The following is a 23,792-nucleotide window of genomic DNA, read 5'->3' on the forward strand; positions in this document are numbered from 1 at the left end:
CGAATTAATATTCAATGATTATGATGTACATTATACAGTTTAATAAAGCTATTCTTCTTATCAAGAGAGGTGGAGGGACTGACCCTGCGAAACCTCGGCAACCAGCATTTATTTGCCCGGTGCCAAATTCAGAGGAAATACCATTATTTCCGAAGATGAGAAGGCGGAACGTTGAATATATTCATCCACCCCCTTCTCTCTTTTCGAGTAAGGGGGTTTTTATTTTTCAATGACTAGATAAAGAGATACTGCAAAATGGTCCATGAGGAAAATAGTGTTCATTTCAATTACGGAAAGTGTGGCCGCTCCATGTTTACCTTTAAACTATAAAAACAAGGTGTAGTCCGCTTTAAAAAGGAGACGATGCTTTATGGGAAATTTGCAATTTGCTTACTGGGTACCAAATGTCAGCGGTGGGCTTGTTGTATCCAAACTGCCTCAAAGAACAGGGTGGAATTTCGAGTCAAATAAAAAATATGCGCAAATTGCAGAACAATCGGGTTATGACTACGCTTTGCTGCAAACCCGCTTTTTTGCAAGCTATGGAGCAGAAAACCAGCTGGAGGCAATCACACTTGCTTCTGCACTCGCATCAGTCACGGATAAGTTAAAATTGATTTCTGCTGTCCATCCGGGGTTATGGCATCCTGGTGTGTATGCGAAAATGCTGGCTACTCTAGATCAAATAAGCAATGGACGCGCCGCAGTCAATATTGTCAGCGGATGGTTCAAGCAGGAATTCATCGGGTATGGCGAACCTTGGCTGGAACATGATGAACGATACCGGAGAGCAGAGGAGTTTATTCAAGTGTTAAGATCGATGTGGACAGAAGAAACAACCACTTTTAAAGGAGACTTTTACCGCATAAATGAAGCCCCGCTTAAACCAAAGCCGGTGCAGGGGGCAGAACTGCCCATATTCCAGGGCGGCAATTCTTTGGCTGCCAAGCAAATGGCTGCCCGTGTTTCCGACTTTTACTTTATGAATGGGAATACACTGGAAGGCTTTAAGACCCAAATACATGAAGTAAAAGCACTTGCTGAAAAAGAAGGGCGCAACTTAAAGTTTGCGGTAAACGGCTTCGCTATCGTCAGAGATACAAAGGAAGAGGCAGTGCAACTATTACGTGATATCGTCGCCAGCGCAGATGTTGAAGCAGTTAACGGCTTTAAAGAAGCGGTTAAAGAGGCTGGGCAATCAACGAGAGATAAACAGGGAATGTGGGCGAACTCCTCGTTCGAAGATCTTGTTCAATACAATGATGGATTTAAAACCGGCTTGATTGGGACAGCTGAACAGGTGGCTGATCGGATCATTGAGTTAAAGAAAATTGGCATAGATCTCATTTTAACCGGGCATTTCCACTACGAAGAAGATTTGCAGCGCTTTGGCGAAGAAGTCATTCCTCTTGTTAAGAAAAAAGAGCAATTATTAGAAAAAGAGGGAACTGCAGCTTCATTTTCATAAGACTATTCATGTAGCTAAACCTTTAAAAAGCCATTCTGGTTGAGTGACTGGAAGAAGGAAGCTTAATTGCTCCCTTCTTCTTTAAAAATTTATAATGTTATTTTCTTTTTAGCACCGCCATTGTGCATCTTGAAACACAGATCAGCTTTTCCTGTTCATCAACAATTTTAATATCCCATACCATCGTCGTTTTTCCCTGATGCAGTACAGTGGCTCTTGCTGTAACAACTCCATCCGTTTTGCCGCGGACATGATTGGCGTTAATTTCCAGTCCTGCAACAGCTTCTGTTTCTTTGTCGACCAGCTCATACGCACCTATACTTGCAACGGTCTCCGCAAGGGCTACAGAAGCTCCTCCATGCAGAAGGCCAAAAGGCTGCCTCGTTCTTTCATTAACCGGCATTGTCGCAGTTACCTTCCCCTTTTTGAGTTCAGTGATCTCAATCCCGAGTGTGCTGATTAACGTCTTTTCAATGTTCAAACCGATTCCCCCTTAAAATGATAACATCGTTATTATAACGGGCCTGGATGTAATTGTCGTGTATAGTCATGGTTAGAGAAGTTTGAAATTGCCCGCTTTTTAACTTTCAAATATATCGTCATTTCAGCCGCTTTATCGTCAACTTTTCTAATATATCATTAACTTCAGCCGCTTTGTCGTCAACTTTTCTAATATATCATCAACTTCAGCCGCTTTATCGTCAACTTTTCTAATATATCATTAACTTCAGCCGCTTTATCGTCAACTTTTCTAATATATCATTAACTTCAGCCGCTTTATCGTCAACTTTTCTAATTATCATCAACTTCAGCCGCTTTATCGTCAACTTTTCTAATATATCATCAACTTCACCCTCTTTATCGTTGACTAACTTGCCTGCATCTTTTCCCTTCGCTTTTTTCGAACCACTTTAACCGATAGAAAAATGGCTGCACACACCCCCAAGATCAATAACAGCTCTTTCCCGTATTGCATAATTGTGTCGATCTCCTCGCCAAATATGTATCCTAACGTGAACATAATCAACAGCCAAACGAAAGCACCTGAATACGCAAATAATGCAAAAGATTTATAAGGCAGCCGGCTGGAGCCATACAAAAAGGGGACGAAGTTTCTGACACCGGGCAGAAAATAGCTGAACGAAAGAGAGAATGCATGATATTTTTCGATTAAATACAATGATTTGTCTATCGACTTGGAGAACTTGTTCTTTTTTGCGAACATGCGGAGCAGCGGCCTTCCAAGAAAATGGCCAAGCGCATAGATCGTTGTTAATGCCGTCAAAATTCCAAAGTACACAACGAGAAAGGTCAAGATTGGATTTAAAACACCTTGTGATGTTGCAAGGCCTACGGTCATTACAATTAACTCATTTGGGATCGGCATTCCAAAAATACCTAACCACAGCCACAGGAAAAGCGCCCAATAACCGCCCTCCTCAATAATATTAAGTATAAACTCCAGATCCACTCGCATTCCCTCCCCTCGCAATTCCATTTAGGGCATGCGTACTCTCGAGCTATTTTATATTGTATTATTAATTTCGATGTTTTTTTATGTTTTCCTTTTTTAATAATCACTTAGCTTGTGTAAACGAGCAGGTTTCCAGAGAATTAAAAGACCGCTAATGACTGAACACCAGCGGTCTTACAGATAATTCACGTAAAGCATCCATCTCACGAATTATAAATCGGAGCCTGCAGCTCTAGATATCTTAAACATCTCCTCCAAAGAGCTGTTTTGCTTGAACTAGTACGGATAGCCGCCGTAGCCGCCGTAGCCACCATAGCCACCATAACCATAGCCGTATGGAGGATATGGAGGATAATAAGGATATGGTGGGTAGTACGGACGTGGATACAATAAAGCGCTGCCGACAAGCCCGCCTATTAGCCCACCGACAAATGGCCCGCCAAAAAAGAACCTTCTTCTTCCATATCCATAAGGTCGTCTATAATCATACATTTGGGTACCTCCTTCTCCTATAAAACTTGCTTACACTACTTCATATGCAAAATGCCCCTACTTTGAGTGGGCGAATCCAGTATTTGCAAGGGTTCCTTACATTGTTGACGAGGTTCTTCCGAAAGATCCCATTCTTTCATCCGCATAAAAAAACCCCGGAAACCTGAGGTTCCGAAGTTTCATTTACTCTATTTTGTTTCAAAACGTTCAACAAGCAGGGCAAGTGTCCGCACCATAACTCCTGTCGCACCGGCAGGACCGAGGCTGCTTTCTTTTTTTGTCGTTGCTGTACCGGCAATGTCAAGGTGTACCCAAGGTGTGTCTTCTGCGAACTCACCAACAAACGCTCCGCCCATAATCGCATGGCCTTCACGGCCAGGAGAATTGTTTAAATCGGCAATTTTGCTGCCTCTAACCCGTTCTTTATCATCTTCAAATAATGGCAGGCGCCAAATCCGTTCTCCAGCTTCCAATGACGCTTCAAGCACTTGCTCAAAAAGCTGCTCATTATTCGTCAACGCCCCGGTTGTCTCTGTTCCAAGTGCAACGATCACTCCACCTGTTAATGTGGCAATATCAACTAAATAATCAGCACCGTTATGCTTTGCATACGTAACTGCATCTGCAAGGACGAGCCTGCCTTCCGCATCGGTATTCAGGACTTCAATTGTTTTTCCGCTCATCGAGGTAATTACATCATCAGGTTTCATTGCTGATCCACTGATCATATTATCTGTCGAAGCAATGACAGCAACGACGTTTTGTTCCGGTTTCAGCTCGCCGATGACCTCCATGGCGCCAAGGACAGCTGCCGCGCCTCCCATATCCATTTTCATCCCAACAATTCCATCCTTCGGTTTAAGCGAATAACCACCGGTATCAAACGTTATTCCTTTCCCCACAAGGCCAATAACGTCCTTCCACTCTTCTTTTCCCTGGTATTTGAGGACAATCATTTTGGGTGGTTCGGAAGATCCCTGGTTTACGGCTAATAATGCTCCCATCCCAAGCTTCTGCATTTCTTCTTTGCCCAGTACCTCGGCTTCAAAATCATATTTGGCGGCAAGCTCCTTCGCGTAGTTTGCCATATCTGTCGCAGTAAGCATATTGCCGGGAAGGTTTACTAGCGTACGGGCGGAGTTTGTTCCGTGACCATAGGCTGCGCCAACTGATAATGAAGCGCGAATGTCCTCTTCATCCGCCAGTTCACAGTAGACGGAGATGATTTCGATTTTCTTTTCCGGTTCATTCGACTTTTGCTTATAGCCTTCAAAACGGTATGTCGTCAAGGCGAAAGCTTCACTTAAAGCATGGGCGGCGTCCTGTGAGTCGACGTCCTCATTCGTAAAAGAATCCAAATATACAGCGGCTTCCTGGTACTTGGCTGATTCGATAGCCTTAAATGTTGCACCAAAGGCTTCACGGAGCAGTTCGAATGAAAAATCTTTTTGTTTACCGAGCCCGACAAAAACAATCCGTTTTGCAGTAATTTTTCCAAATGTATGTATGATAGAGATTGCTTTTTTCTTTGCTGCAATATCGCCGTGTTTTATAAGTTCATTCAGCTGGGCTGCAAATTCGTCATCGACACCTGCGATGATTCCTTCAAGCTTGGCCGGTTTATCAAAAATGCCAACCACTAAGCATTCATGCTCATTTGCAAAACTAAAGTCTTTTTTTATTTGAAACATTCCAACCACCCCCAAAGTATTGAATTTATTATAACGAAAAAAAACAAATATTTCGAGTGTCTAATCATCTTTCAAAATTAAATACAACTTTGCAACTCAGTAAACCGTCTGTTCGTGAAAAAGGAACACGATCGATATCTTTTGGTATAATAATAAGGCATTGTTCCGTAAACTGATTGATTCTTTTCTAGATCAAGTCCACTTTATCAAAAACTCATAATACTCAAGATGAAGATACACGGGCAACTTCACTCCCTGTGATGAACGGCGTATATTCTCATTTTGCACATTAATCTCAGTCAATTTTTATCCTTAACAAAAGTAGCAAACCACTTTAAATGTTTTCAATTTTTCATAGAGGTTATTACATAATATAGCTGGTTTTGGATATATTACGATTTTTCCTAAAGGAACAATTCACTAACTTTTCTTTTATCGTATATAAGATATAGAGGTATTAACTAAAAAGGTGGTTTTTTAATTGGATTTTTTTATGAATTTTCCTTTCTGGGCGGCGTTGGCAGCGATTTTTTTCGCTCAGTTTGTGAAAGTCCCGATTCAATTCATCGCAACCAGAAGGCTTGACTGGTCCTTGCTGACGAGCACGGGGGGAATGCCAAGCTCCCATTCCGCAGCCGTTACTGCTCTATCAACAGGTGTGGCGCTTGAGACGGGTTTAGACTCCGCCGTGTTTGCTGTGGCAGCTGTTTTTGCGATCATTACGATGTTCGATGCAACCGGTGTGCGCCGCCAGGCTGGCGAGCAGGCAATTGTGCTTAACCAGCTTGTTGCTGATTTTGCCAAGTTCGTCGTGGAGGCAAAGGTATGGCAGCAAAAGCCGGAGCAGGAAAAGCGGAAAGAGCTTAAGGAGTTGCTCGGGCATAAGCCGATTGAAGTCTTTTTTGGTGGATTAACTGGAGTGCTCCTGACTTTGCTTCTCTATTTTCTCTTTAACGTATAGGAGGCCGATCATGCGAATCGTGTCATTATGTCCAAGTAATACAGAAATCATTGCTTATCTGGAACTGACCGAAGCTCTGGTCGGGGTTGATGATTTTTCTGACTGGCCGGATTGTGTACATCACCTCCCGAGGCTCGGACCTGATTTGTCAATTGATCTTGACAAGGTTGAACAATTGAAGCCGGATCTTGTACTGGCGTCATTGAGCGTACCAGGGATGGAAAAAAATGTGGCGGAGCTCGAAAAAAGGAGCATCCCGCATATCGTTTTAAATCCGCAAAGCCTTTCCGATATTCAGGAAGACCTCCTGAAAACCGCTGAAGCTTTAAATGTGCCGGCACACGGGAGAAGAGCCGCCGCCAATTTTGCACTAAGGCTTGCGAAATTGAACGAGGCGGCCTCAACAGTTCAACAGCGGCCGTCGCTTTATTGGGAATGGTGGCCCAAGCCCGTATTTACGCCGGGGAAAATAAACTGGCTGACCGAAATTAGCCAAGCTGTCGGTGCTTATAATGTCTTTAACGATGTTGAGCTTGCAAGCGTCCAGACAGATTGGAACGATGTACTTGATCGGAACCCGGATTATATTTGCCTTGCCTGGGTTGGTGTAAGGCGGGGAAAAGTAAATCCCGATATCGTAAAAAAGCGGCCTGGATGGTCCAAGCTTAAAGCCGTAGAACAAAATCGGATCTTTGTTCTTGAGGAAGAACTTTTTTGCCGCCCATCCCCCCGGCTGCTTGAAGGAGCCGAAAAACTCTTCCAATTAATTCATGGCAAACAAAAAACAGGCAGCGTGTAAAATAACTGCCTGTTTTTATTCTATTCTTTGTCCGTGCTTATATACTGCTGCCTGAATACTTGCATCGGTTCGGCTTCGTTCAATGCTGTTAAATCCTCTTCCGTGAGTTTCCCATCTCCACGCTCAACAACGAAAACATCAATTGTTTTCTTGCCCCAATTCGTGAAAACATCGTCGACGGTTTCGTAATAAAGATCGAGTTTATTGCCTTTAATGGCTCCGCCTTTATCTGCTACCACACCAAAGCCATAATCAGGAATGAACAAAATGGTTCCGATCGGAAATACGTTTAAATCTGCTGCAACGGTCGAATAAAGATCCCTTTTCACCTTCACCCCGGAGTATGTAATTCCATAAGCAGGGTGGTCAGAACCTTTTCCGGTAGACTCATAGCCGGCTGTGTAACCTGTGGCCACAACAGTCTCTGTCGGATACTGATTCAAATTAAACTGGTCCTCTAATGATGGCAAAGTTCCAGCTACAGCATTGGTTGACGAGATTTTCGGTTCAACCTGTGCTACTTTTTGAATAAACTTAAATGCAAGCCCGATAGTTTTTATATTATGATCAAAATAGTTTCTGTCTTCAATCTCATTTTGCCCTTCATGTCCCCTTTGTGCCATCGCAACAAACGTCTTCGCTTCAACACCTGAAATAGCTTGGAATGTTGTCGATATAGCTGCCAAACATAAAATAGTCATTACTGAACGCTTAATCCAAACTTTTGGTTTCATCAAAATTTTCACTCCTCCCAAGACTATTCATTTCCCATATATCAGAGAAATATTCCTAAAAGGAGAAAAAACACAGGAAAATAAGGCTATAAGCTAAAAGTTTTGCAATTTACTAGCAAGTTATGTATTATGGAAACTTTGTGCTGGATAAGGGAAAGGCATGATGAGCCGGATTGCCCGGGGTAATAATGTTTGTTAATATAAATGCGGAATTTTGCCGTTTTTTGTTGGCGCAATTTGCCCTTCTTATTCAACGGGTTGATTTAAGCATAAAAAAGAACCCTCTCAAAAATGAGAAGATTCTAAAACATTTGATAGCCCTTTTTACGAAGCAGTTTAATGACGATTCCGGCCAGAATCGCTCCTGCCAGGCCGCTGCTTAAAATCAGCACATCAGACAAGGTCAATCTTGAAAATTTTACACCCAAATCAGTTAATGCTGTTTTGCTGCTAGTGAAATATTCGATAAAACGAACATCGTCGACAATAATGATCGCGATCAGAGGATACACAATTGCCATTATCCAAGACATGCGCAGTAGCATATTTAATAAAAAACCAATGCCAAAAAACAACACAAAAAACAAAAGCATTGATATGATTAATGTAACAATCGTTAGCATTCCATTCCCTCCCTTAACACATCAATTTTAAGTGTACTGAAAGGAAGTAAACCCGTCAATTTAAATAACAGAAAAAAACTCCGCATTTTGCGAAGTTTATTCATTAATTATTGTTATTTTTTGCTTTTCCCCGAACCGCCGCAGCAGGAGCATGTTTCAGAGCCACCTAGCAAAAGCTGAAAATACCCTTTTCCTGCGCAGTATGGACAATCTTTTGAATCCAGCTTCTTTGCTGTCATCTGAACCATCTCCTTATATATTACTGAATGTTCTGATAATATATCAAAATTTATTTTAAAAGCAAAGGAGCAAAATCAACGAAAAAATGCATGTGTAAACGCATACATAACTCTTTTTCTCCTGATTTCATTTGTTTACTCAATATTTCTGAATATTATAAAAATAATTTATATGCTGTGTAATTAAAGTGATCGCCCGGATTTATGCCGTTGATTGGCGCTTTTACGGCAGCATCTTTAAGGTTGGCCAAATGATGGAGAAGCACTGAAGCCGATTTTTCAGCAAGCAATTCATCTGGGTCTATAAAGCGAGCCTCCAAAATTTCGCTTTCCTGTACTTTAATAATTTGATCCTCTTTCGGCTTAAGCGAAAATACCAACATATTATCACTGATTTCATCGCTAATGACACCCGTTCTTAAGCCGATTAAACCTTGAATCGCACAATTGATTCCGGTTTCCTCGAAAACCTCGCGAACTGCCGCGGCATCAGCGGTTTCTCTAGGCGCAACAAAACCGGCCGGCAGTGACCACATTCCTTTCAATCCCCCGTAGCTTTTTTTGACAACAAGCCACTCGAAGGCTTCATTTATAACCAGGCCGGACACCCCTAACCAAACATTTCCTCTTTTGTTCACACTCATCCCCTGCACCCCTGTTTGTTTAATAATTCTATTTTATCAAAAGGCCCCACTTTCGGTGCCGTCGGGCGAAAAGGGTAAGTAAAAGCAGGCAGATCTTTGTCTGCCTGCCTTGTTATAGAATATTGAATTTCCCTTTTTTAAAGACGAGAGATGGTCCGCCAATCATGTAAAGGGCACGATTGTCGATCATTTTTTTCATGAAGGAAGCTTTTCCGCCTACCATTTTCTTTCCGAAGGCAACTCCAATCGCATCGTCTTCACCAAGGGAACAAACGGTTCCTTTTATATCAGGCGTAAAAGTTTCAAGTTCGCCTTTATCGCGAATAAGTGCGGCAAGATTTCTGGCGCATAGTTCGCCCTGCTGCATCGCAATCTGGGCTGTTGGCGGATATGGACGGTTGATTTCTTCATTGATGATCAATGAGCAGTCGCCAATTATGAACACGTTGTCGGAGCCTGGTAATCTTAAATCCGGGTCTACTTTTACACGCCCGCGCATTGCTTCGATCCCTGACTTTTCGATAATTGAATTACCGCGTACTCCGGCGGCCCAAACAACAGTTGCCGCTTTAATTTCTTCCACTTCATTTTCACCTTTTGCCACAATAATCCCTTCAGGTGTACATTCTTTGATCGCTGTTCCGATCCTGAATTCAACGCCTTTCTTCTCCAATTGGGAAACGGCATATTCGACAAGCTCCGGATCAAAGCCAGGCAGAACCATTGGTGCTGCTTCTACACAAATCATTCTGACATCATGGAAATCAACATCATATTCCTTGCATAATTCAGGGACGCGGTTTGACAGTTCCCCTAGAAATTCGATTCCCGTAAAACCTGCTCCACCCACGACGATAGAAAGGCGCTCAGGCTTTTTATCTGCATCTGTATTGTATGTCGCAAATTGGTATTCAATATGATTACGAATTTGTCTCGCAGAATCGACATTGACGATTGAAAAGGCGTATTCCTTCAAACCTTTTATACCAAATGTTTCAGGCTCTGCCCCCAATGCAACAACAAGATAATCGTATGCCACTTCCCCATTTTCGAGGATGACCTTTTTTTCTTCCATCTGAATCTCAACGGCCGCATCCTGAATGAACTCGATCTTGTTCGTGTCAATGACATTTTTAATGTCATAGCGGACACGGTCATGATGTAAAGTTCCTGCAGACGCTTCATGCAGCCATGTTGTTTCATAGTGGTAATCGTTTTTGTTGATTAAAACGATGTCAGCTTCATTTACACCGACAAGCTTTTGCAGCCGAACAGCAGTCATTAAACCACCGTAGCCCGCTCCAAGAATTACTATTTTTGGCTTTCTCAAGTATATCACTTCACCTTTATCTATATATTTTTCATCTGCAAACACTTTTTCTTATCTTCCGCTGCTTTATAATGAATTATTTTAAGTTTCAAGAAAAAGTTTGTGATGTAATTCACGAACTAAGTCAAAAAAATGTGCTGAAATTGTCATAAAATATTAACATATTGTCTATATTACATATTATTCTTTTTTACTCTACTTTTCAAGCTATTAAATCGAATTAAGAAAATTTATAATTGGCTTAAAAACATTGCTCAATTTTTCTTATATAGGCATTACCTGAATACCGAAAGTCATTTTTTTCAAATCGGAATTCCCGGCTTTTGAGTGAGGATTTCCTTCGTTTATGGTATGATAGGGAATGGATTTGTTACTATCAGATGGGGGGATTTGGTGTGAAAAAAGATCAAAAGGTTTATGATATTACGATCATTGGTGGAGGGCCTGTCGGACTCTTTACGGCTTTTTATGGAGGTATGAGACAAGCCTCAGTAAAAATTATCGAGAGCCTGCCTCAGTTGGGCGGTCAGCTTTCAGCTCTTTATCCGGAAAAATACATATACGATGTGGCGGGTTTCCCAAAGGTTCGCGCCCAGGAATTAGTCAATAACCTGAAAGAACAAATGGCTAAATTTGAGCCGGAAGTGGTAGTCGAACAATCAGTAGAGAAATTAGAAAAACAAGAAGATGATATTTTTAAATTAACGACAAATAAAGAAATTCATTATTCGAAAACGATTATTATCACAGCAGGGAACGGTGCTTTCCAGCCACGCCGAATCGAACTGGAAAATGCTGCTGAATACGAAGGAAAGAATCTTCATTACTTTATTGATGATTTAAACCAGTTTGCCGGCCAAAAAGTTGCCGTTTGCGGTGGCGGGGACTCCGCAGTCGACTGGGCGCTCATGCTTGAACCAATTGCGGAAGAAGTGATGATCATCCATAGACGGGATAAGTTCCGGGCTCATGAGCACAGCGTGGAAAATCTTCATAACTCAAGGGTCCAAGTGAAAACACCGTACATCCCGGTTGAGTTAATTGGGGATGATAGCGAGATTAAACAAATCGTTCTGCAGGATGGGAACGGTGACAGCAAAGAGGCAATTGATGTGGATGCCGTAATCGTGAACTTCGGATTCGTGTCTTCTTTAGGGCCAATTAAGGAATGGGGATTGGAAATAGAGAAAAATTCGATTGTTGTCAATTCAAAAATGGAAACGAATGTCCCGGGAATTTATGCTGCGGGAGACATTTGCACATATGATGGCAAAGTTAAATTAATCGCGTGCGGATTCGGGGAAGCACCAACAGCTGTAAATAACGCGAAAGCATTCCTTGATCCAAAAGCAAGGGTACAACCGCTGCACAGCACATCTTTATTTGAAAAATAAAAATGTAAAAGGCACCTGATCGGTGCCTTTTTATGTTAACACTCTTCCGGTGTACCGGCATTTACCGCAGTCCGGAATGATGATCCGCAGCCGCAGGAGGCGATTGCGTTCGGGTTGTCGATTGTGAAGCCGCCGCCCATCATGGATTGTTTGAAGTCAATTTTTGTTCCATTTAGGATGGCTGCATCTTCTTTTTTGACCAAAACAGGGATACTGTGCTGCTCATCAAGAAAATCATCGTCACCTTTTTCTTGCTCAAAGCCCATCCCGTATGAAAGTCCGCTGCATCCTCCACCCTTGACCGCTATTCTTAAGAAAGAGCCTTCTTCCTCATTTTGCTTCATCATATCTTTTATTTGAAATGCCGCTGCTTCTGTAATAGTCACTACTTGATTCATGCTAACGATTCTCCTTTCAAGTTGTCCGGTATACATGGACATGAATTTCTTGAATAAAACTTTATCTATAAATAGTATATACAGTTGGGGCCGAACACTCAACTGAATGAGCATCGCTTCTGTAAATTTCGGTTACAAATGAGTGAAAAGCAGTCCTTTTTACCCGCGTATACGGTATAATTTTAAATATACGAATGAATTTCATAAAGCAATTCTTTAAGTGAAAAACGAACAGTTACTTAATGTTAAAATAGTATTATTCGTTTCCTACGGCATACTCCTGTATATCTAGACAAATTTGTTCGTTTTTCCGTTTAGCTTTTTAAATTGTGAAATTGACTCATATTTTAAAATAAGAAATCTGGATGGTGATTGCTTTGACTGAATTAACTCCACTGTATGATAAAAGCTGCCAATGTATGATGTGTAAAAAGTCATTTACCACCAAAAAGATCCGATCCCGCTTTATAAAAGTTAAAGAAAATGAAAGTGATTTTAAGCCGGTCTATGAATCTGTTGAAAACAATCCACTGCTTTACTACATAAATGTCTGTCCGCATTGCGGCTTTTCTTTTTCAGACGACTTTTCTCTTTTTTTTCCATCAGGGGCGAAAGAAACAATAACCGAGAAAGTATCGAACCAATGGGTACCGCATGACTTCGGAGCTGAACGCAGCATCGACACTTCGATTAATACATATAAACTCGGATCGTATTGCGCCACGCTTAAGAAAGAAAAGCATATCATTATTGCTGGAATTTACATGCGGCTAGCCTGGCTGTACCGCACCTTGAATAACAGCATACAGGAACAGCGCTTTATGAAACTTGCGATCCACGAATATAAAGAATCCTTTTCAGCCGACGATTTTCAATGTACGCAGGTTTCCGAAACCAGATTGCTTTATTTGATCGGAGACTTGTCCAGAAGAATTGGAGATCAAGACCAGGCAGTCAAGTATTTCTCAAAAGTAATTGAAAAACAAAGCGGAACGACGGAACCAACGATAATCGAAATGGCCCGGGAACGCTGGCATGAGATCAGGGATTCCCGAAAGCAGGCCAAAGGAATTTGAACAGTTTAGAATTTATTGATGGAGAAATCATTTTGATGGCAATTCACCAGTGAAAAACCAGCCGCACGGAATTGGGGCTGGTTTTTTTCTATCTTAAAACATTGGATTTTCTTCCAAGTATTGATATATGTTTTCAACCAGCTCAGCTGGGGTATCTCCGGTAACAACTTCACCATTAACGAGTGCATATAATGATTGCGCACATTTTTCGCAATAGCCAAGGCAGCCATATTCAATAACGTCGAGATTAGAATCTCTCTCAAGCTGCTCTAGTGCCGCCTGTGCACCGCTTGCCAGGTTGCTGATGCAGAATTCTATGATCGGCTTAATCAACTTTCTCACCTCTCTACTAGTAATTTATCGTACCTGTTTTGTCCAGGCTCGTCAAATAGCACTGCCTCAGTCCTTTTGTCAAGTTATTTTGCCATTATCTGTTGTGATTTTGTGACAACTTCGTTATACTTTTTATGGTGTTAACAGTGACAAAAATAATTTATATATATTTAACTTTTTCAGAAAAATAATTTTCAATCTTTTTTATTGTGTGATCAGTGGAGTAGACCGGGCTAAACATAAGAATGCATTATATCAGGATGTTTTTTTAAAGTACGTAAAGTTATTATCCGCTAACAGGGATTTGGAGGGTATTTTTAAACCGCTTACAGAGTCAGATAAAGGGGAAATTCGAATGAAAAATTTAGTCATTCTCGGTGGAGGCTATGGCGGAATGAGAATTCTTCACCGCCTTTTACCGAATCAACTGCCAGAGGACATTACGATCACTCTGATTGATCGCGTCCCTTATCATTGTTTAAAAACGGAATATTATGCACTGGCTGCTGGAACAATCTCCGATCAACATATCCGGGTTGCGTTTCCTGAACATCCTCGGCTGAACGTCAAATACGGGGAAGTTTCAGGAATAAACGTCGGGGAAAAACAAGTATTGTTAACAGGCCAGGATCCGATCAGCTTCGATGATCTAATTATTGGTCTTGGTTGCGAAGATAAATACCATAATATTCCTGGTGCTGATGTTCACACATTCAGCATTCAATCGATCGATAAATCGAGAAATACCTATCAGGCTTTGAATAATCTTTCCCCGGGCTCGACAGTTGCGATTGTCGGAGCAGGACTTAGTGGAGTCGAACTTGCCAGCGAATTAAGCGAAAGCCGCCGGGACTTGAACATTCAGCTGTTTGACAGGGGCAACCATATTTTATCAGCGTTTCCGGAACGGTTGAGTACTTATGTAGAAAACTGGTTTGACAACCACGGCGTCGAAATCGTTAATAATGCGAACATTACCCGCGTCGAAGAAAAGCTATTATACAATCACGACGAGCCGGTTCACTGCGATGTGATTGTCTGGACGGCTGGAATACAGCCAAGTAAGGTAATTCGTGATTTAAACGTTGAAAAAGATAATCAGGGCAGAGTTGTGCTGACACCCCAGCACAATATACCAGGCAATGAACACATCTATGTTGTTGGCGATTGTGCGGCACTATCACACGCACCAAGCGCTCAATTAGCCGAAGGGCAGGCAGAGCAGATCGTCCAGGTGCTGCAGAAGCGCTGGAACGGTGAAGCGCCTCCAGAAAGCTTCCCAGCAATTAAATTAAAGGGAGTGCTCGGATCGCTTGGCAAAAAGCACGGTTTTGGCCTTGTTGCCGATCGGGCGATAACCGGCCGTGTTGCACGGCTGTTAAAATCGGGGATACTATGGATGTATAAATACCATAATGGGTAAAAAAACCTTGCTGTGGCAAGGTTTTTTCTACGCTCCATACCCGTGCTTTTCCATTTCAGCAAAAATTGTTTTCAGCCTTGGGTTTCCTTCTCCAACGACTTCGCCTTCGATTAACACGACAGGATAGAACATATCTTCTTCTATAACCTGCCGAGCAAACGAGGCTTTTCCTTCTTCAGCTGGAGGATTATATATATCAACGTAACTTATTTTAAATGGCTGATCGGGAAATTTCCTGACGACTGCGGCTTCAAGCCATTCAAAAGTCTCCTTTGAAGATGGAAGGTTAACACAGCTGGGACAAAGTTGCTCTGCGCCGTATACGATAATCTCGACTTGTTTATTCGCCATGTCTGCACCCCTGTTTGGTCTTTTTTTTATTTTACAATATAATCGAGTAAATTTCACAATGTAAAAAGCCACACCGAAAACACGAACGAAGTTGTCTAAATAAACAAAAGTAGCCGTGGCAATGAATAATAATATGTTAACTCTGTAAATAACTGGTTCGTTTTTCAATTAAAGAAGCTTTATGCAATTTATCAATCAATGAAAAACCTATGAAAATATTGTTTAATTGTGGTTTTCTGGTTCAAGGAATAGATTTTTGGCAGAGTAGTGATTATAATAAATATTAAAGAAAGGAGTCGATTTCATGGCTGATCTAGATGTTAAAGCTGAAGTCCAGGAAGTATTAGATAAATTGCGTCCGTTTCTTCTTCGCGACGGAGGAGACTGCGAATTGGTTGATGTTGAAGATGGCATCGTTAAGCTTCGCCTGCTGGGTGCTTGCGGAAGCTGCCCAAGCTCAACCATTACTTTAAAAGCAGGAATCGAACGGGCCCTTTTAGAAGAAGTTCCAGGAGTTCTTGAGGTAGAACAAGTATTTTAAGCACATAAAAACGATTTCACCACCTGGTGAAATCGTTTTTTATTTAGAAATCTGATAATTTTCTTTTTCAACATTGCTCCCGTTTCGGTCCATTTCCAGACTCAAAATATCCATGTCGGGAATATGTTTTTTCAGTCTTGATGCGAGCTCGTCCCCTTTTCCCTTCTCGATGAAGCACATCACAGCGGGGCCTGCTCCACTTAGCGCTGTGCCAAATGCTCCGCTTTCGGCTGCTACCGCTTCGATGCGGCTTAAATGGGGAACTAATTTACGGCGGTACGGTTGATGATATCGATCAGCTGCCATCATTTTTCCGGCGAGCTGCCAATTCTCAGCTAACAATGCCGCAATAAGCACATTTGAAACTGCTCCAGCCGTAACGGCTTCCTTGTAATCCAGCAATTCCGGCAATACCTGCCGTGATGCTTCTGTTAACAGCTCCTCCTTTGGCACGACGGCGACGATGTCAAAACAAATGTCACTGAAAACTGCGGCGTTTGCCTCTTCGCCATTCAGGCAGCCAATCACAAGACCCCCGAATAGAGAGGCTCCGGCATTATCCGGATGTCCTTCGAATTGGGACGCCAGCTCAAATTCCCCCTGCTTTGACAATCCTAATTGACAGACTGAATCAGCTAGTTCGATTCCGGCGACAATTGCTGCGGCACTGGAGCCCAAGCCTCTGGCAAGGGGAATTTCACTATTTACACGGAGGTGGCAGCCTGGCATTTCTTTACCAAACATAGCCGCTGTCTTAATGGCCGTAGAGCAAATTAAATTCGTCTCATCTTCAGGAAAGTCATGCAGTTCATCGGTTAAATAAGCAACCTTCCATTCGCTTCCCGGGAACACCTCAACTGTTAAATACAGATTTAAGGCCAGTCCGATTGAATCAAAGCCAGGGCCAAGATTTGCGGTGCTGGCCGGAACTTTGATGACCAGCTTTGCATCTTCCCTCATATCTGGACCACACCCTTAATATGCCGAGCAACCACCTCGTAGCTATTTGGAAGAACAATCGGCTTTACAGGGCTAACCTCAATGGCCGCAGTCGGGTCCTTCAGGCCGTTCCCTGTTAAGATCGCAACAATTCTTGTGCCCCGTTCAATTTCACTGTTTTGCAGTTGCTTGAAAATACCGGCAAGTGATGCGCATGAGGCCGGTTCGGCAAAAATGCCTTCACGGGAAGCAAGAAGCTGATAAGCAGCAAGAATTTCCGCATCGCTAACCTCATCTATTTTTCCGTTTGATTCCTGGACTGCGTTAACTGCTAAGCTCCAGCTTGCCGGATTGCCAATTCGGATTGCCGTCGCAATCGTTTCCGGCTCCTCAAAGACGCGATTATGGACAATTGCCGCAGCTCCTTCCGCTTCAAATCCGTGCATCCGCGGGAGAGCATACCCTTTTATCTCATTGTATTCTTTAAAGCCCTTCCAGTAGGCACTTATATTCCCGGCGTTTCCGACCGGAATCGCTAATATGTCCGGTGCCCCGCCAAGCTGGTCGCAAACCTCAAAAGCACCTGTTTTTTGCCCTTCGAGCCGATATGGATTAACGGAGTTTACGAGAGTAACCGGCTCAGTCTCGCTAATCTTTCGTACCATCTGTAAAGCTTGATCAAAATTCCCCTCTATTGATATGATTTCGGCTCCGTACATAACGGCCTGGGCGAGCTTGCCCATTGCTATCTTTCCTTCAGGAATAACAACAATGCAACGCAAGCCGGCCCGCGCCGCGTATGCCGCAGCAGAAGCAGATGTGTTACCTGTAGAAGCACAAATAACCGTGTCACTACCTTGTTCCTTTGCTTTTGCAACGGCCATCACCATTCCTCTGTCCTTAAAGGATCCGGTCGGGTTGGCTCCCTCTGTTTTTACGTACAGATCCACTCCCCATTCGATTGAAAGCTGCTCCAGCCTGACAAGAGGTGTATTTCCTTCATGTAGTGATAATAACGGTGTCTCTTGACCAATAGGTAAATATTCTCGGTAAGCTTCTAATAGTCCCGGCCATCGCATTAACGGCCTCCTCCTTCTACTCTGTATGAGCTTTTAATTTCATTTATGGCACTTAAATCTCTTAATTTGTTTAAAATTTGTTCGAAGTCCTCCAGGGACGAACGATGTGTAACGAGTACGATTTCAGCTTCTTCTGCTTCCTTCAAAGGAAGCTGGAGGATCTTTTCAAAGCTGACCCCATGTTCAGCAAATACCGACGTAATATTGGCAAATACCCCGACTTCATCCTTGACATGAATCCGTAAAAAGTATTTGGAGTAGATTTCTTCGGGTTGCTTCAATTTTTTTTCATACTGCGGTGAAATAGCACTCTTGCCGTTCACGCCAAGACGCATGTTTTTCATTACGCCGACCAGGTCTGAAACAATAGCCGTTGCTGTCGGCAGGCTTCCCGCCCCAGGTCCGTAAAACATTGTTTCCCCGACTGCTTCACCGTACACATAAACAGCATTGTACTCGTCATTAACGGCTGCAAGCGGATGGGCATCGGCCAGCAGGGTCGGCTGGACACTGACTTCAACTTTTTCGCCTTCCCGCTGGGCTATGCCGATTAATTTCATTGTGTAGCCGAGCTGTTTTCCGTATTGCAGGTCATCCTCTGATACAGAACGGATTCCTTTTACTTTTACATCATCCAAATCGATTTTCATGGAGAAACCGAGAGTAGAAAGAATCGCCATTTTTCTGGCTGCGTCAAGCCCGTCAACGTCTGCTGTTGGATCTGATTCTGCATATCCGAGCCTTTGGGCTTCCGCAAGTACATCGTCATAAGCACTGCCCTGTTTACTCATTTTTGTAAGAATATAGTTTGTTGTTCCATTGACAATTCCCATCATCTTTGTAATCCGGTCAGAAGCCAGGCCGTCGACAAGGCTTCTCAAGATAGGAATCCCTCCGGCAACACTTGCCTCATAAAATAAATCACAACTATTTAAGGATGCCGTTGTAAGCAGCTCTGAACCATGGACCGCCATCAAATCCTTGTTGGCGGTAACAACATGCTTTTTCTGTTTAAGTGCCTTTAAGAGCAGTTCCTTAGTGCCCTCTAAACCGCCCATTACCTCGATAATAATGTCAATATCCGGATCATCGATAATCTCCTCTGCACTTGTGGTCAACAAAGATTGATTCACCGCTACCTCTCTCTCTTTATGTATGTTTTGGACGAGAACTTTTTTCACCTGCACAGGGCAGCCAATCTGGTGCATCAGCTTATCCTGATGGTTTTCAATGATTTTTACGACACCTGATCCTACTGTTCCCAATCCCAATAAACCTATCGAAATTGCTTTCATGCTTTGCCTCCCCGGGAATGTCTTTTTTATGCGTACAAATGTTTATATATAAAAGACATTATAATTTGGTTGTTGCAGTTTTACAATAGCGAATTGTTGTTGTTTTTTGTGTGTAACCGCTTTACATGCAGGTATATCAATGAAAAAAATATTTTTATTCTATTCGAGTAAATTTCACAATGCTAAACCGATCGGACTTTAAATGATTTTAAGCAGTGTCGAGAAGTGTTGCATCAATGAATTTTCAGCCATTCCGGCTCAGGAATACTCAGCCTGCGGACTGGAACTTCTGCAAGCTGATAGAAATCACCGAGGAAGCGTTCGTATTCGCCCGATTGCGATAAATACTTGTTGAAACGATCCTCCAGCAAATGCTTCTGTTGTTCTGAGGATGATGTATAATAGTTTTCCACACAATCAAAGTAGTGAAGAGGGAATAAAATCCTTGCGTATAAAAGTCGCCAGGCAAAAGGTGAAAGGCGGGAGATCGTTTGATAATTTTGTAAAAATTGCTTCAACCCCGGCTGGTACGTTTGCGTATGATGAAAATAGTGATTCCTTGTCCATTCGGCAAGGTCCCGGCTTGGATGGTCGAATGTCCAGTCCAAGGGATTTTTGATCAATGGTTTTCGCCATGTTGTTTCCGAGAATCTTTCATGGCAGACTGTGCCGCCATCAGCACCAGTCGGTTGTTCGTCTATTTCGGTATCAACTAAATACTGGATCGCATTTTCTGTCAAACCCATATAATAAGGGAAGGAATCCAAAAACAATTCATCGAATTCATGATCAGGCTGGTGAATCAACTTACCATTCCACACGGTTTCCATCTGCTCCAGACGTTTTTCCCACAGCTGCTTCCATTGCCCGATCCTGCTGATCTTCTCAACTGAAAACGGTAATGATCGTCCACGAACATGGAACTTAGCCAGCTTTCGGCCAATGTTGATTTGCCTGTCCGTTTCACGTTGCCGGTAAAAAAGCAGGCAGTGCGGCGTCCCTCCCGATTCATAAACGAACTGCCCGGTTTTTGTTTTGACCAACGCAGAAACATATCGGTCTCCAGCGCTGATTAAATGCCGGGCTATTTGGTCCAGCTCTGCCAATTCCTCCTGTGAAAGGCTGGAAGGCACTACAAAATACAGCTCGTTATTTTTTTTAACAGCTTTATAATCGCCAACTTGCAGCTCCTCGTCCGCGCTAATCCCATACTGCTGCTCGATAATTCGCTGAAGCAATTCGTTTCCCCCTTTTTGGTGATTTTCTTTTCAATATATGCCTGATATCTGTAAAACTTGTTGAGTATGCCGAATAAGGATATCTTTTAAGGAGATGATGAAAAAAGGCACTTGCAGAATTTGTACTCAGGAGGAGACCCTAGTTCAAAAACGCATATTATAGATAAACATATATATAGAGAAAAATCACAGGAAAAGGTGAGAAAATGGAAGAAGAAAAAAAAGTAACCGATGTGAGCGAAACAACAGCCCGCAAATGGCTTCATGAACGAGGGGTAGAAATCAAGGACATTGCAGACCTTGTATTTTTCCTCCAGGAACAGTACCTTCCAAACCTTGATATAAATGACTGCATTGAGAATGTCGAGAGGGTTCTTTCGAAACGGGAGGTGCAAAATGCGATTCTGACCGGCATCCAATTGGATGTACTGGCTGAAAAAAGACTGCTCGATGACCCCCTGCTAAGCATTATCCAAACAGATGAGAGCCTTTATGGTATCGATGAAATATTGGCATTATCAATCATTAACGTTTACGGTTCAATCGGGTTTACGAATTATGGATACATCGATAAACTAAAACCAGGGATTTTAAAGCATCTAAACGATAAATCAACGGGAAAATGCAATACTTTCCTGGATGATATTGTTGGGGCGATAGCTGCTGCTGCTTCAAGCCGACTCGCCCATAGCGCAGCGAACACTGAATAAATCCCCGTCTCCCCGTGTTGCTGATGTCGGGTTTTTTTTTCGATAGAGAAACCCTGCCACTAAAATTGAGGCAGGGTTTCTTAGTTTTATATTTCCCATTGATCGAGAGAATCCACTACGTGAGTGGGCTGCTGCTGACAGTTTTTCAGTAATTCCTTTGTCGTTACACCCGTATGGACAAGCAGTGTATCCATTCCGGCATTTATTCCTGCGAGAATGTCGGTGTCATAATTGTCCCCGACCATCAATGTCTCCTCCATCCTGGTTCCAATTACCTTTAAGGCCTGCTCCATAATAATCGATTCCGGTTTGCCGATAAAAATCGGCCTCGTTTGTGTTGAAACCGTAATTACGGACGTAATTGAACCATTGCCGGGCAGGAACCCTCTCTCAGTCGGCAAAGCAATATCACCATTCGTTGAAATAAACGTGGCCCCGTTCCGGACTGCTAAGCAACCGATCGCAAGTTTTTCATAGTTGACTGAGCGATCAAGGCCAACGACCACATATTCTGCATCCTCCCCTGCCAGAGCAAATCCTTTTTCTTCAAGCGCGGTGCGTAGTCCGTCTTCACCGATAAAATAAACAGATGCGTTGCTATTCTGTTCATAAATATAATTCGCGGTTGCCATGCTTGTTGTAAACACTAAATTTTCCTCGGCAGGAATGCCAAAGGCCGTCAGTTTTTCAGCGACCTGGGCTGGAGTTCGTGATGAATTATTTGTTACAAACAAATAAGGGATACCGTTATCGCGCAGCTTTTTAACAAAAACTGCAGCTTCTTCAATCAACTCTGTCCCTTTGTACATCGTGCCGTCTAAATCAATTAAGTAGCCTTTATATTTTTTCAAGTCTGTCACTCCCAACTATATGATACCCGATCTTTCATATTATTAAAAAATATAAAATTGTGCAATACTTCACTATCTCATTTTGATGCTTTTTTCAAAAATAAAAGGACCAATCAGTGGTCCCGAAATGAACGCTGTTAGTTTTTAAAGGCTGATACCGGCCCAAGTTCATTCAGCAAATAAGCCCGTACTGACGGAGCAAACTGTTTTAAAACCTTTATATGTGTTTGGAAAGTGGATTTCAGAGCATCATGATCAATTTCCGTATAGGTTTGAATGAGCATCTTCCTATATGTCAGGATGTTTTTATAGATGCTGCTCATTTCGGCAGTGATCACCTTTTCATCTGCCAGAATATCGATTATGTCCTCATAACTTCCCGGATCACGCATTATAAATCCATCGATCATCGCATTGCCTACATCTAAAAAAGCTTCGATCATTGTATGGGTTAACCTCTCTAACGCTGCCTGCTCAAGCGGGTCTTCCCATTTGTCTTTTTCTTCAAAAAGGCGAATTTGTCTTTCCAAATATCGCAGTATTTCGTCGATCTTTTCCCTGTCCACAAAATACACTTTTTCTCCTCCTTGTCCTGCTGTAAAATGAACTATTCTTTCTTAAATGTCGATTTTGTTTATCCATATTGTATCATAACATGTAGAAATAGATATTTTTGCCTGCTATTATATAGAAAAAGGGATTGAGTAAAAAACAATAGCGAATTCGGAGGAATAATAGATGGCAGAGCGATTTTTTTTATACGATGATACAGAGGAAACAAAAACGAGGTTCGTCAGCTTTATGGGAGAAAATACACGTTTTGATTTAGCAATCACGCAAACTGACCGCCATTACGGAAAGTCGCTTGTCCTTGATATGCAGGGAAGCCGGTTTGCCATCATTGGCCAGGACGATCTGGATGAAGAGGGATATTTGGAGCATGCCTTTCAGCTCTCAGAGGAAGACGCGGCCGAACTTCGTTCTTTTTTATTTGAACTGTTATAACGATGAAACAGCCACGCTTTATAGCCCGGCTGTTTTCTTGTTTGCATGCATATAATTGAAAAACGAACGGTTATATAAAATTAAGATAGCATTATTCGTTTCCTGCGGCATACTTCTGTTTTTTTAGACTACTTCATTCGTTTTTCGGTTCAGCTTATTATATTGTAAAAATTACATATAGCTAACCGTCTATGACAGAGTTATCTGATTGTGCTTCAGCTAGTTTTTGGTTTTTCATCTTTTTAACAACAAAATAAGGGCAGCCGAAATTACAATATTCGTACAGGTATTCCGTTAAAGTGCTGATTTTTGTATCGAATGAGGCTTTTTGGTTCTGGTCGTCAAAGAAACCTTTGAGCCGAAGCTGGCCGTACCCCCAGTCCCCCACAATATAGTCGTACCTTGCTAATATTTCACTATATCTGGCACGAAATGCTTCTTCATTAAAACCATCCCGTTGTTCTTCAACGACTTCATAACAAACATTATTAATGCAAATCATTTTTTCACCTCTTTATCTTCCATGTCCTTAATTTGATTATAACTGATTGACCGACAATTACTAAGCGAAAAAACGAACTCGCAGGCCATTATAACCCCGGATAAGCATTAGAGGAAATCTCGGCTTGCACAACCATTACTAAGATAAACCGACAAATTGTAAGATTATATGCAAAATGAACACGTTGTTCGATGTAAATAAG

At 42.3% G+C, this 23,792-nt stretch carries 28 protein-coding genes and 1 riboswitch; of the genes, 9 read left to right on the plus strand and 19 right to left on the minus strand.

Going from position 1 to position 23,792, the window contains the following annotated elements:
* Window positions 1–54: 54 nt before the first annotated feature.
* Window positions 55–162, plus strand: a riboswitch (SAM riboswitch).
* Window positions 163–370: 208 nt separating this feature from the next.
* Complete coding sequence (gene sfnG, locus CVD23_RS09630) at window positions 371–1,468, plus strand: dimethylsulfone monooxygenase SfnG (protein ID WP_101665869.1); 1,098 nt, start codon at window positions 371–373, stop codon at window positions 1,466–1,468.
* A 97-nt stretch (window positions 1,469–1,565) separates the two neighbouring features.
* Here sfnG and CVD23_RS09635 read toward each other — a convergent pair whose 3' ends face one another.
* The 4 genes from CVD23_RS09635 to CVD23_RS09650 all read right to left on the minus strand — a co-directional run bounded on the left by CVD23_RS09635 (window position 1,566) and on the right by CVD23_RS09650 (window position 5,125).
* Window positions 1,566–1,949 (minus strand): hotdog fold thioesterase, encoded by a 384-nt coding sequence (locus tag CVD23_RS09635; protein ID WP_101665870.1) that lies wholly within the window; start codon window positions 1,947–1,949, stop codon window positions 1,566–1,568.
* A gap of 387 nt (window positions 1,950–2,336) precedes the next feature.
* Entirely contained in the window at window positions 2,337–2,939 is a 603-nt protein-coding gene (locus CVD23_RS09640; RefSeq protein ID WP_101577250.1) for a DedA family protein, read from the minus strand.
* A gap of 279 nt (window positions 2,940–3,218) precedes the next feature.
* Complete coding sequence (locus CVD23_RS09645; RefSeq protein ID WP_101577251.1) at window positions 3,219–3,434, minus strand: hypothetical protein; 216 nt, start codon at window positions 3,432–3,434, stop codon at window positions 3,219–3,221.
* A gap of 188 nt (window positions 3,435–3,622) precedes the next feature.
* A complete protein-coding gene (locus CVD23_RS09650; protein WP_101665871.1) occupies window positions 3,623–5,125 on the minus strand; it encodes a leucyl aminopeptidase in 1,503 nt (500 codons plus the stop codon).
* A 493-nt stretch (window positions 5,126–5,618) separates the two neighbouring features.
* Here CVD23_RS09650 and CVD23_RS09655 point away from each other — a divergent pair, with 493 nt between their 5' ends.
* Together CVD23_RS09655 and CVD23_RS09660 are read left to right on the plus strand one after the other, a co-directional pair.
* A complete protein-coding gene (locus tag CVD23_RS09655; RefSeq protein WP_373270873.1) occupies window positions 5,619–6,086 on the plus strand; it encodes a divergent PAP2 family protein in 468 nt (155 codons plus the stop codon).
* A 10-nt stretch (window positions 6,087–6,096) separates the two neighbouring features.
* Complete coding sequence (locus CVD23_RS09660) at window positions 6,097–6,885, plus strand: cobalamin-binding protein (protein ID WP_101665872.1); 789 nt, start codon at window positions 6,097–6,099, stop codon at window positions 6,883–6,885.
* 20 nt (window positions 6,886–6,905) lie between these two features.
* Here CVD23_RS09660 and CVD23_RS09665 read toward each other — a convergent pair whose 3' ends face one another.
* The 5 genes from CVD23_RS09665 to CVD23_RS09680 all read right to left on the minus strand — a co-directional run bounded on the left by CVD23_RS09665 (window position 6,906) and on the right by CVD23_RS09680 (window position 10,455).
* A complete protein-coding gene (locus CVD23_RS09665) occupies window positions 6,906–7,619 on the minus strand; it encodes a 3D domain-containing protein (protein ID WP_257988282.1) in 714 nt (237 codons plus the stop codon).
* A gap of 302 nt (window positions 7,620–7,921) precedes the next feature.
* Entirely contained in the window at window positions 7,922–8,242 is a 321-nt protein-coding gene (locus tag CVD23_RS09670) for a YuiB family protein (protein WP_257988256.1), read from the minus strand.
* Between the two features lie 113 nt (window positions 8,243–8,355).
* Entirely contained in the window at window positions 8,356–8,481 is a 126-nt protein-coding gene (locus CVD23_RS21925; RefSeq protein WP_180954815.1) for a YuiA family protein, read from the minus strand.
* Between the two features lie 155 nt (window positions 8,482–8,636).
* Window positions 8,637–9,125 carry an NUDIX domain-containing protein gene (locus CVD23_RS09675; RefSeq protein ID WP_101665874.1) on the minus strand — a complete coding sequence of 163 codons (489 nt, stop codon included), beginning with the start codon at window positions 9,123–9,125 and terminating at the stop codon, window positions 8,637–8,639.
* 112 nt (window positions 9,126–9,237) lie between these two features.
* A complete protein-coding gene (locus CVD23_RS09680; protein WP_101665944.1) occupies window positions 9,238–10,455 on the minus strand; it encodes an NAD(P)/FAD-dependent oxidoreductase in 1,218 nt (405 codons plus the stop codon).
* A gap of 395 nt (window positions 10,456–10,850) precedes the next feature.
* Between CVD23_RS09680 and CVD23_RS09685 the strand changes: the two genes are divergently transcribed.
* On the plus strand, window positions 10,851–11,849 hold the full coding sequence (locus CVD23_RS09685) for an NAD(P)/FAD-dependent oxidoreductase (RefSeq protein ID WP_101577258.1): 999 nt from the start codon (window positions 10,851–10,853) through the stop codon (window positions 11,847–11,849).
* Window positions 11,850–11,884: 35 nt separating this feature from the next.
* Here the strand turns inward: CVD23_RS09685 and CVD23_RS09690 are convergent, their stop codons facing one another.
* Window positions 11,885–12,247, minus strand: a complete 363-nt coding sequence (locus CVD23_RS09690) for a HesB/IscA family protein (protein WP_101577259.1) — start codon at window positions 12,245–12,247, stop codon at window positions 11,885–11,887.
* Window positions 12,248–12,624: 377 nt separating this feature from the next.
* Between CVD23_RS09690 and CVD23_RS09695 the strand changes: the two genes are divergently transcribed.
* Entirely contained in the window at window positions 12,625–13,323 is a 699-nt protein-coding gene (locus tag CVD23_RS09695) for a DUF2225 domain-containing protein (protein ID WP_101665945.1), read from the plus strand.
* 93 nt (window positions 13,324–13,416) lie between these two features.
* Here CVD23_RS09695 and CVD23_RS09700 read toward each other — a convergent pair whose 3' ends face one another.
* Window positions 13,417–13,656 (minus strand): YuzB family protein, encoded by a 240-nt coding sequence (locus CVD23_RS09700; RefSeq protein ID WP_101665875.1) that lies wholly within the window; start codon window positions 13,654–13,656, stop codon window positions 13,417–13,419.
* A gap of 355 nt (window positions 13,657–14,011) precedes the next feature.
* Between CVD23_RS09700 and CVD23_RS09705 the strand changes: the two genes are divergently transcribed.
* Window positions 14,012–15,079: an NAD(P)/FAD-dependent oxidoreductase gene (locus CVD23_RS09705; RefSeq protein WP_101577261.1), complete on the plus strand. Its 1,068-nt coding sequence runs from the start codon at window positions 14,012–14,014 to the stop codon at window positions 15,077–15,079.
* Window positions 15,080–15,106: 27 nt separating this feature from the next.
* On the opposite strand, the gene CVD23_RS09710 is transcribed toward CVD23_RS09705, so the two are convergent.
* On the minus strand, window positions 15,107–15,430 hold the full coding sequence (locus CVD23_RS09710) for a YuzD family protein (protein ID WP_101577262.1): 324 nt from the start codon (window positions 15,428–15,430) through the stop codon (window positions 15,107–15,109).
* Between the two features lie 304 nt (window positions 15,431–15,734).
* Between CVD23_RS09710 and CVD23_RS09715 the strand changes: the two genes are divergently transcribed.
* Window positions 15,735–15,971, plus strand: a complete 237-nt coding sequence (locus CVD23_RS09715) for a NifU family protein (RefSeq protein WP_101577263.1) — start codon at window positions 15,735–15,737, stop codon at window positions 15,969–15,971.
* A gap of 39 nt (window positions 15,972–16,010) precedes the next feature.
* On the opposite strand, the gene thrB is transcribed toward CVD23_RS09715, so the two are convergent.
* The 4 genes from thrB to yutH form a co-directional block, all read right to left on the minus strand.
* Window positions 16,011–16,931: a homoserine kinase gene (thrB, locus tag CVD23_RS09720; RefSeq protein ID WP_101665876.1), complete on the minus strand. Its 921-nt coding sequence runs from the start codon at window positions 16,929–16,931 to the stop codon at window positions 16,011–16,013.
* Complete coding sequence (gene thrC / locus CVD23_RS09725; protein WP_101577265.1) at window positions 16,928–17,989, minus strand: threonine synthase; 1,062 nt, start codon at window positions 17,987–17,989, stop codon at window positions 16,928–16,930. Before thrC ends, thrB begins: the two co-directional genes overlap by 4 nt.
* Complete coding sequence (locus CVD23_RS09730; protein ID WP_101577266.1) at window positions 17,989–19,284, minus strand: homoserine dehydrogenase; 1,296 nt, start codon at window positions 19,282–19,284, stop codon at window positions 17,989–17,991. The genes thrC and CVD23_RS09730 overlap by 1 nt, the downstream gene beginning before the upstream one ends.
* 233 nt (window positions 19,285–19,517) lie before the next feature.
* Window positions 19,518–20,522, minus strand: coding sequence for a spore coat putative kinase YutH (yutH, locus tag CVD23_RS09735; RefSeq protein WP_101665877.1), 1,005 nt, complete (start codon window positions 20,520–20,522; stop codon window positions 19,518–19,520).
* A gap of 206 nt (window positions 20,523–20,728) precedes the next feature.
* Here yutH and CVD23_RS09740 point away from each other — a divergent pair, with 206 nt between their 5' ends.
* The gene (locus CVD23_RS09740) at window positions 20,729–21,232 is read left to right on the plus strand and encodes a phosphatidylglycerophosphatase A family protein (RefSeq protein ID WP_101665878.1); all 504 of its coding nucleotides are present in this window, start codon (window positions 20,729–20,731) and stop codon (window positions 21,230–21,232) included.
* Window positions 21,233–21,318: 86 nt separating this feature from the next.
* On the opposite strand, the gene CVD23_RS09745 is transcribed toward CVD23_RS09740, so the two are convergent.
* Window positions 21,319–22,083 (minus strand): TIGR01457 family HAD-type hydrolase, encoded by a 765-nt coding sequence (locus CVD23_RS09745; RefSeq protein ID WP_101665879.1) that lies wholly within the window; start codon window positions 22,081–22,083, stop codon window positions 21,319–21,321.
* 137 nt (window positions 22,084–22,220) lie between these two features.
* Window positions 22,221–22,658: a type VII toxin-antitoxin system HepT family RNase toxin gene (gene hepT, locus CVD23_RS09750; RefSeq protein WP_101577270.1), complete on the minus strand. Its 438-nt coding sequence runs from the start codon at window positions 22,656–22,658 to the stop codon at window positions 22,221–22,223.
* A gap of 163 nt (window positions 22,659–22,821) precedes the next feature.
* Here hepT and CVD23_RS09755 point away from each other — a divergent pair, with 163 nt between their 5' ends.
* Window positions 22,822–23,088, plus strand: coding sequence for a DUF3055 domain-containing protein (locus CVD23_RS09755; RefSeq protein WP_101577271.1), 267 nt, complete (start codon window positions 22,822–22,824; stop codon window positions 23,086–23,088).
* A 181-nt stretch (window positions 23,089–23,269) separates the two neighbouring features.
* Here the strand turns inward: CVD23_RS09755 and CVD23_RS09760 are convergent, their stop codons facing one another.
* Entirely contained in the window at window positions 23,270–23,590 is a 321-nt protein-coding gene (locus CVD23_RS09760) for a YutD family protein (protein ID WP_101665880.1), read from the minus strand.
* Window positions 23,591–23,792 lie beyond the last annotated feature (202 nt).

It is taken from the genome of Bacillus sp. V33-4, assembly GCF_002860225.1.
Lineage (GTDB): Bacteria > Bacillota > Bacilli > Bacillales > Cytobacillaceae > Bacillus_BJ > Bacillus_BJ canaveralius.

Coding starts and splice junctions, on each gene's coding strand:
- sfnG (WP_101665869.1), top strand. CDS start 371: ATGGGAAATTTGCAATTTGCTTACTGGGTACCAAATGTCAGCGGTGGG.
- CVD23_RS09645 (WP_101577251.1), bottom strand. CDS start 3,434: ATGTATGATTATAGACGACCTTATGGATATGGAAGAAGAAGGTTCTTT.
- CVD23_RS09650 (WP_101665871.1), bottom strand. CDS start 5,125: ATGTTTCAAATAAAAAAAGACTTTAGTTTTGCAAATGAGCATGAATGC.
- CVD23_RS09655 (WP_373270873.1), top strand. CDS start 5,619: ATGAATTTTCCTTTCTGGGCGGCGTTGGCAGCGATTTTTTTCGCTCAG.
- CVD23_RS09660 (WP_101665872.1), top strand. CDS start 6,097: ATGCGAATCGTGTCATTATGTCCAAGTAATACAGAAATCATTGCTTAT.
- CVD23_RS09665 (WP_257988282.1), bottom strand. CDS start 7,619: ATGAAACCAAAAGTTTGGATTAAGCGTTCAGTAATGACTATTTTATGT.
- CVD23_RS09670 (WP_257988256.1), bottom strand. CDS start 8,242: ATGCTAACGATTGTTACATTAATCATATCAATGCTTTTGTTTTTTGTG.
- CVD23_RS21925 (WP_180954815.1), bottom strand. CDS start 8,481: ATGACAGCAAAGAAGCTGGATTCAAAAGATTGTCCATACTGCGCAGGA.
- CVD23_RS09675 (WP_101665874.1), bottom strand. CDS start 9,125: ATGAGTGTGAACAAAAGAGGAAATGTTTGGTTAGGGGTGTCCGGCCTG.
- CVD23_RS09690 (WP_101577259.1), bottom strand. CDS start 12,247: ATGAATCAAGTAGTGACTATTACAGAAGCAGCGGCATTTCAAATAAAA.
- CVD23_RS09705 (WP_101577261.1), top strand. CDS start 14,012: ATGAAAAATTTAGTCATTCTCGGTGGAGGCTATGGCGGAATGAGAATT.
- CVD23_RS09710 (WP_101577262.1), bottom strand. CDS start 15,430: ATGGCGAATAAACAAGTCGAGATTATCGTATACGGCGCAGAGCAACTT.
- CVD23_RS09715 (WP_101577263.1), top strand. CDS start 15,735: ATGGCTGATCTAGATGTTAAAGCTGAAGTCCAGGAAGTATTAGATAAA.
- thrB (WP_101665876.1), bottom strand. CDS start 16,931: ATGAGGGAAGATGCAAAGCTGGTCATCAAAGTTCCGGCCAGCACCGCA.
- thrC (WP_101577265.1), bottom strand. CDS start 17,989: ATGCGATGGCCGGGACTATTAGAAGCTTACCGAGAATATTTACCTATT.
- CVD23_RS09730 (WP_101577266.1), bottom strand. CDS start 19,284: ATGAAAGCAATTTCGATAGGTTTATTGGGATTGGGAACAGTAGGATCA.
- CVD23_RS09740 (WP_101665878.1), top strand. CDS start 20,729: ATGGAAGAAGAAAAAAAAGTAACCGATGTGAGCGAAACAACAGCCCGC.
- CVD23_RS09755 (WP_101577271.1), top strand. CDS start 22,822: ATGGCAGAGCGATTTTTTTTATACGATGATACAGAGGAAACAAAAACG.
- CVD23_RS09760 (WP_101665880.1), bottom strand. CDS start 23,590: ATGATTTGCATTAATAATGTTTGTTATGAAGTCGTTGAAGAACAACGG.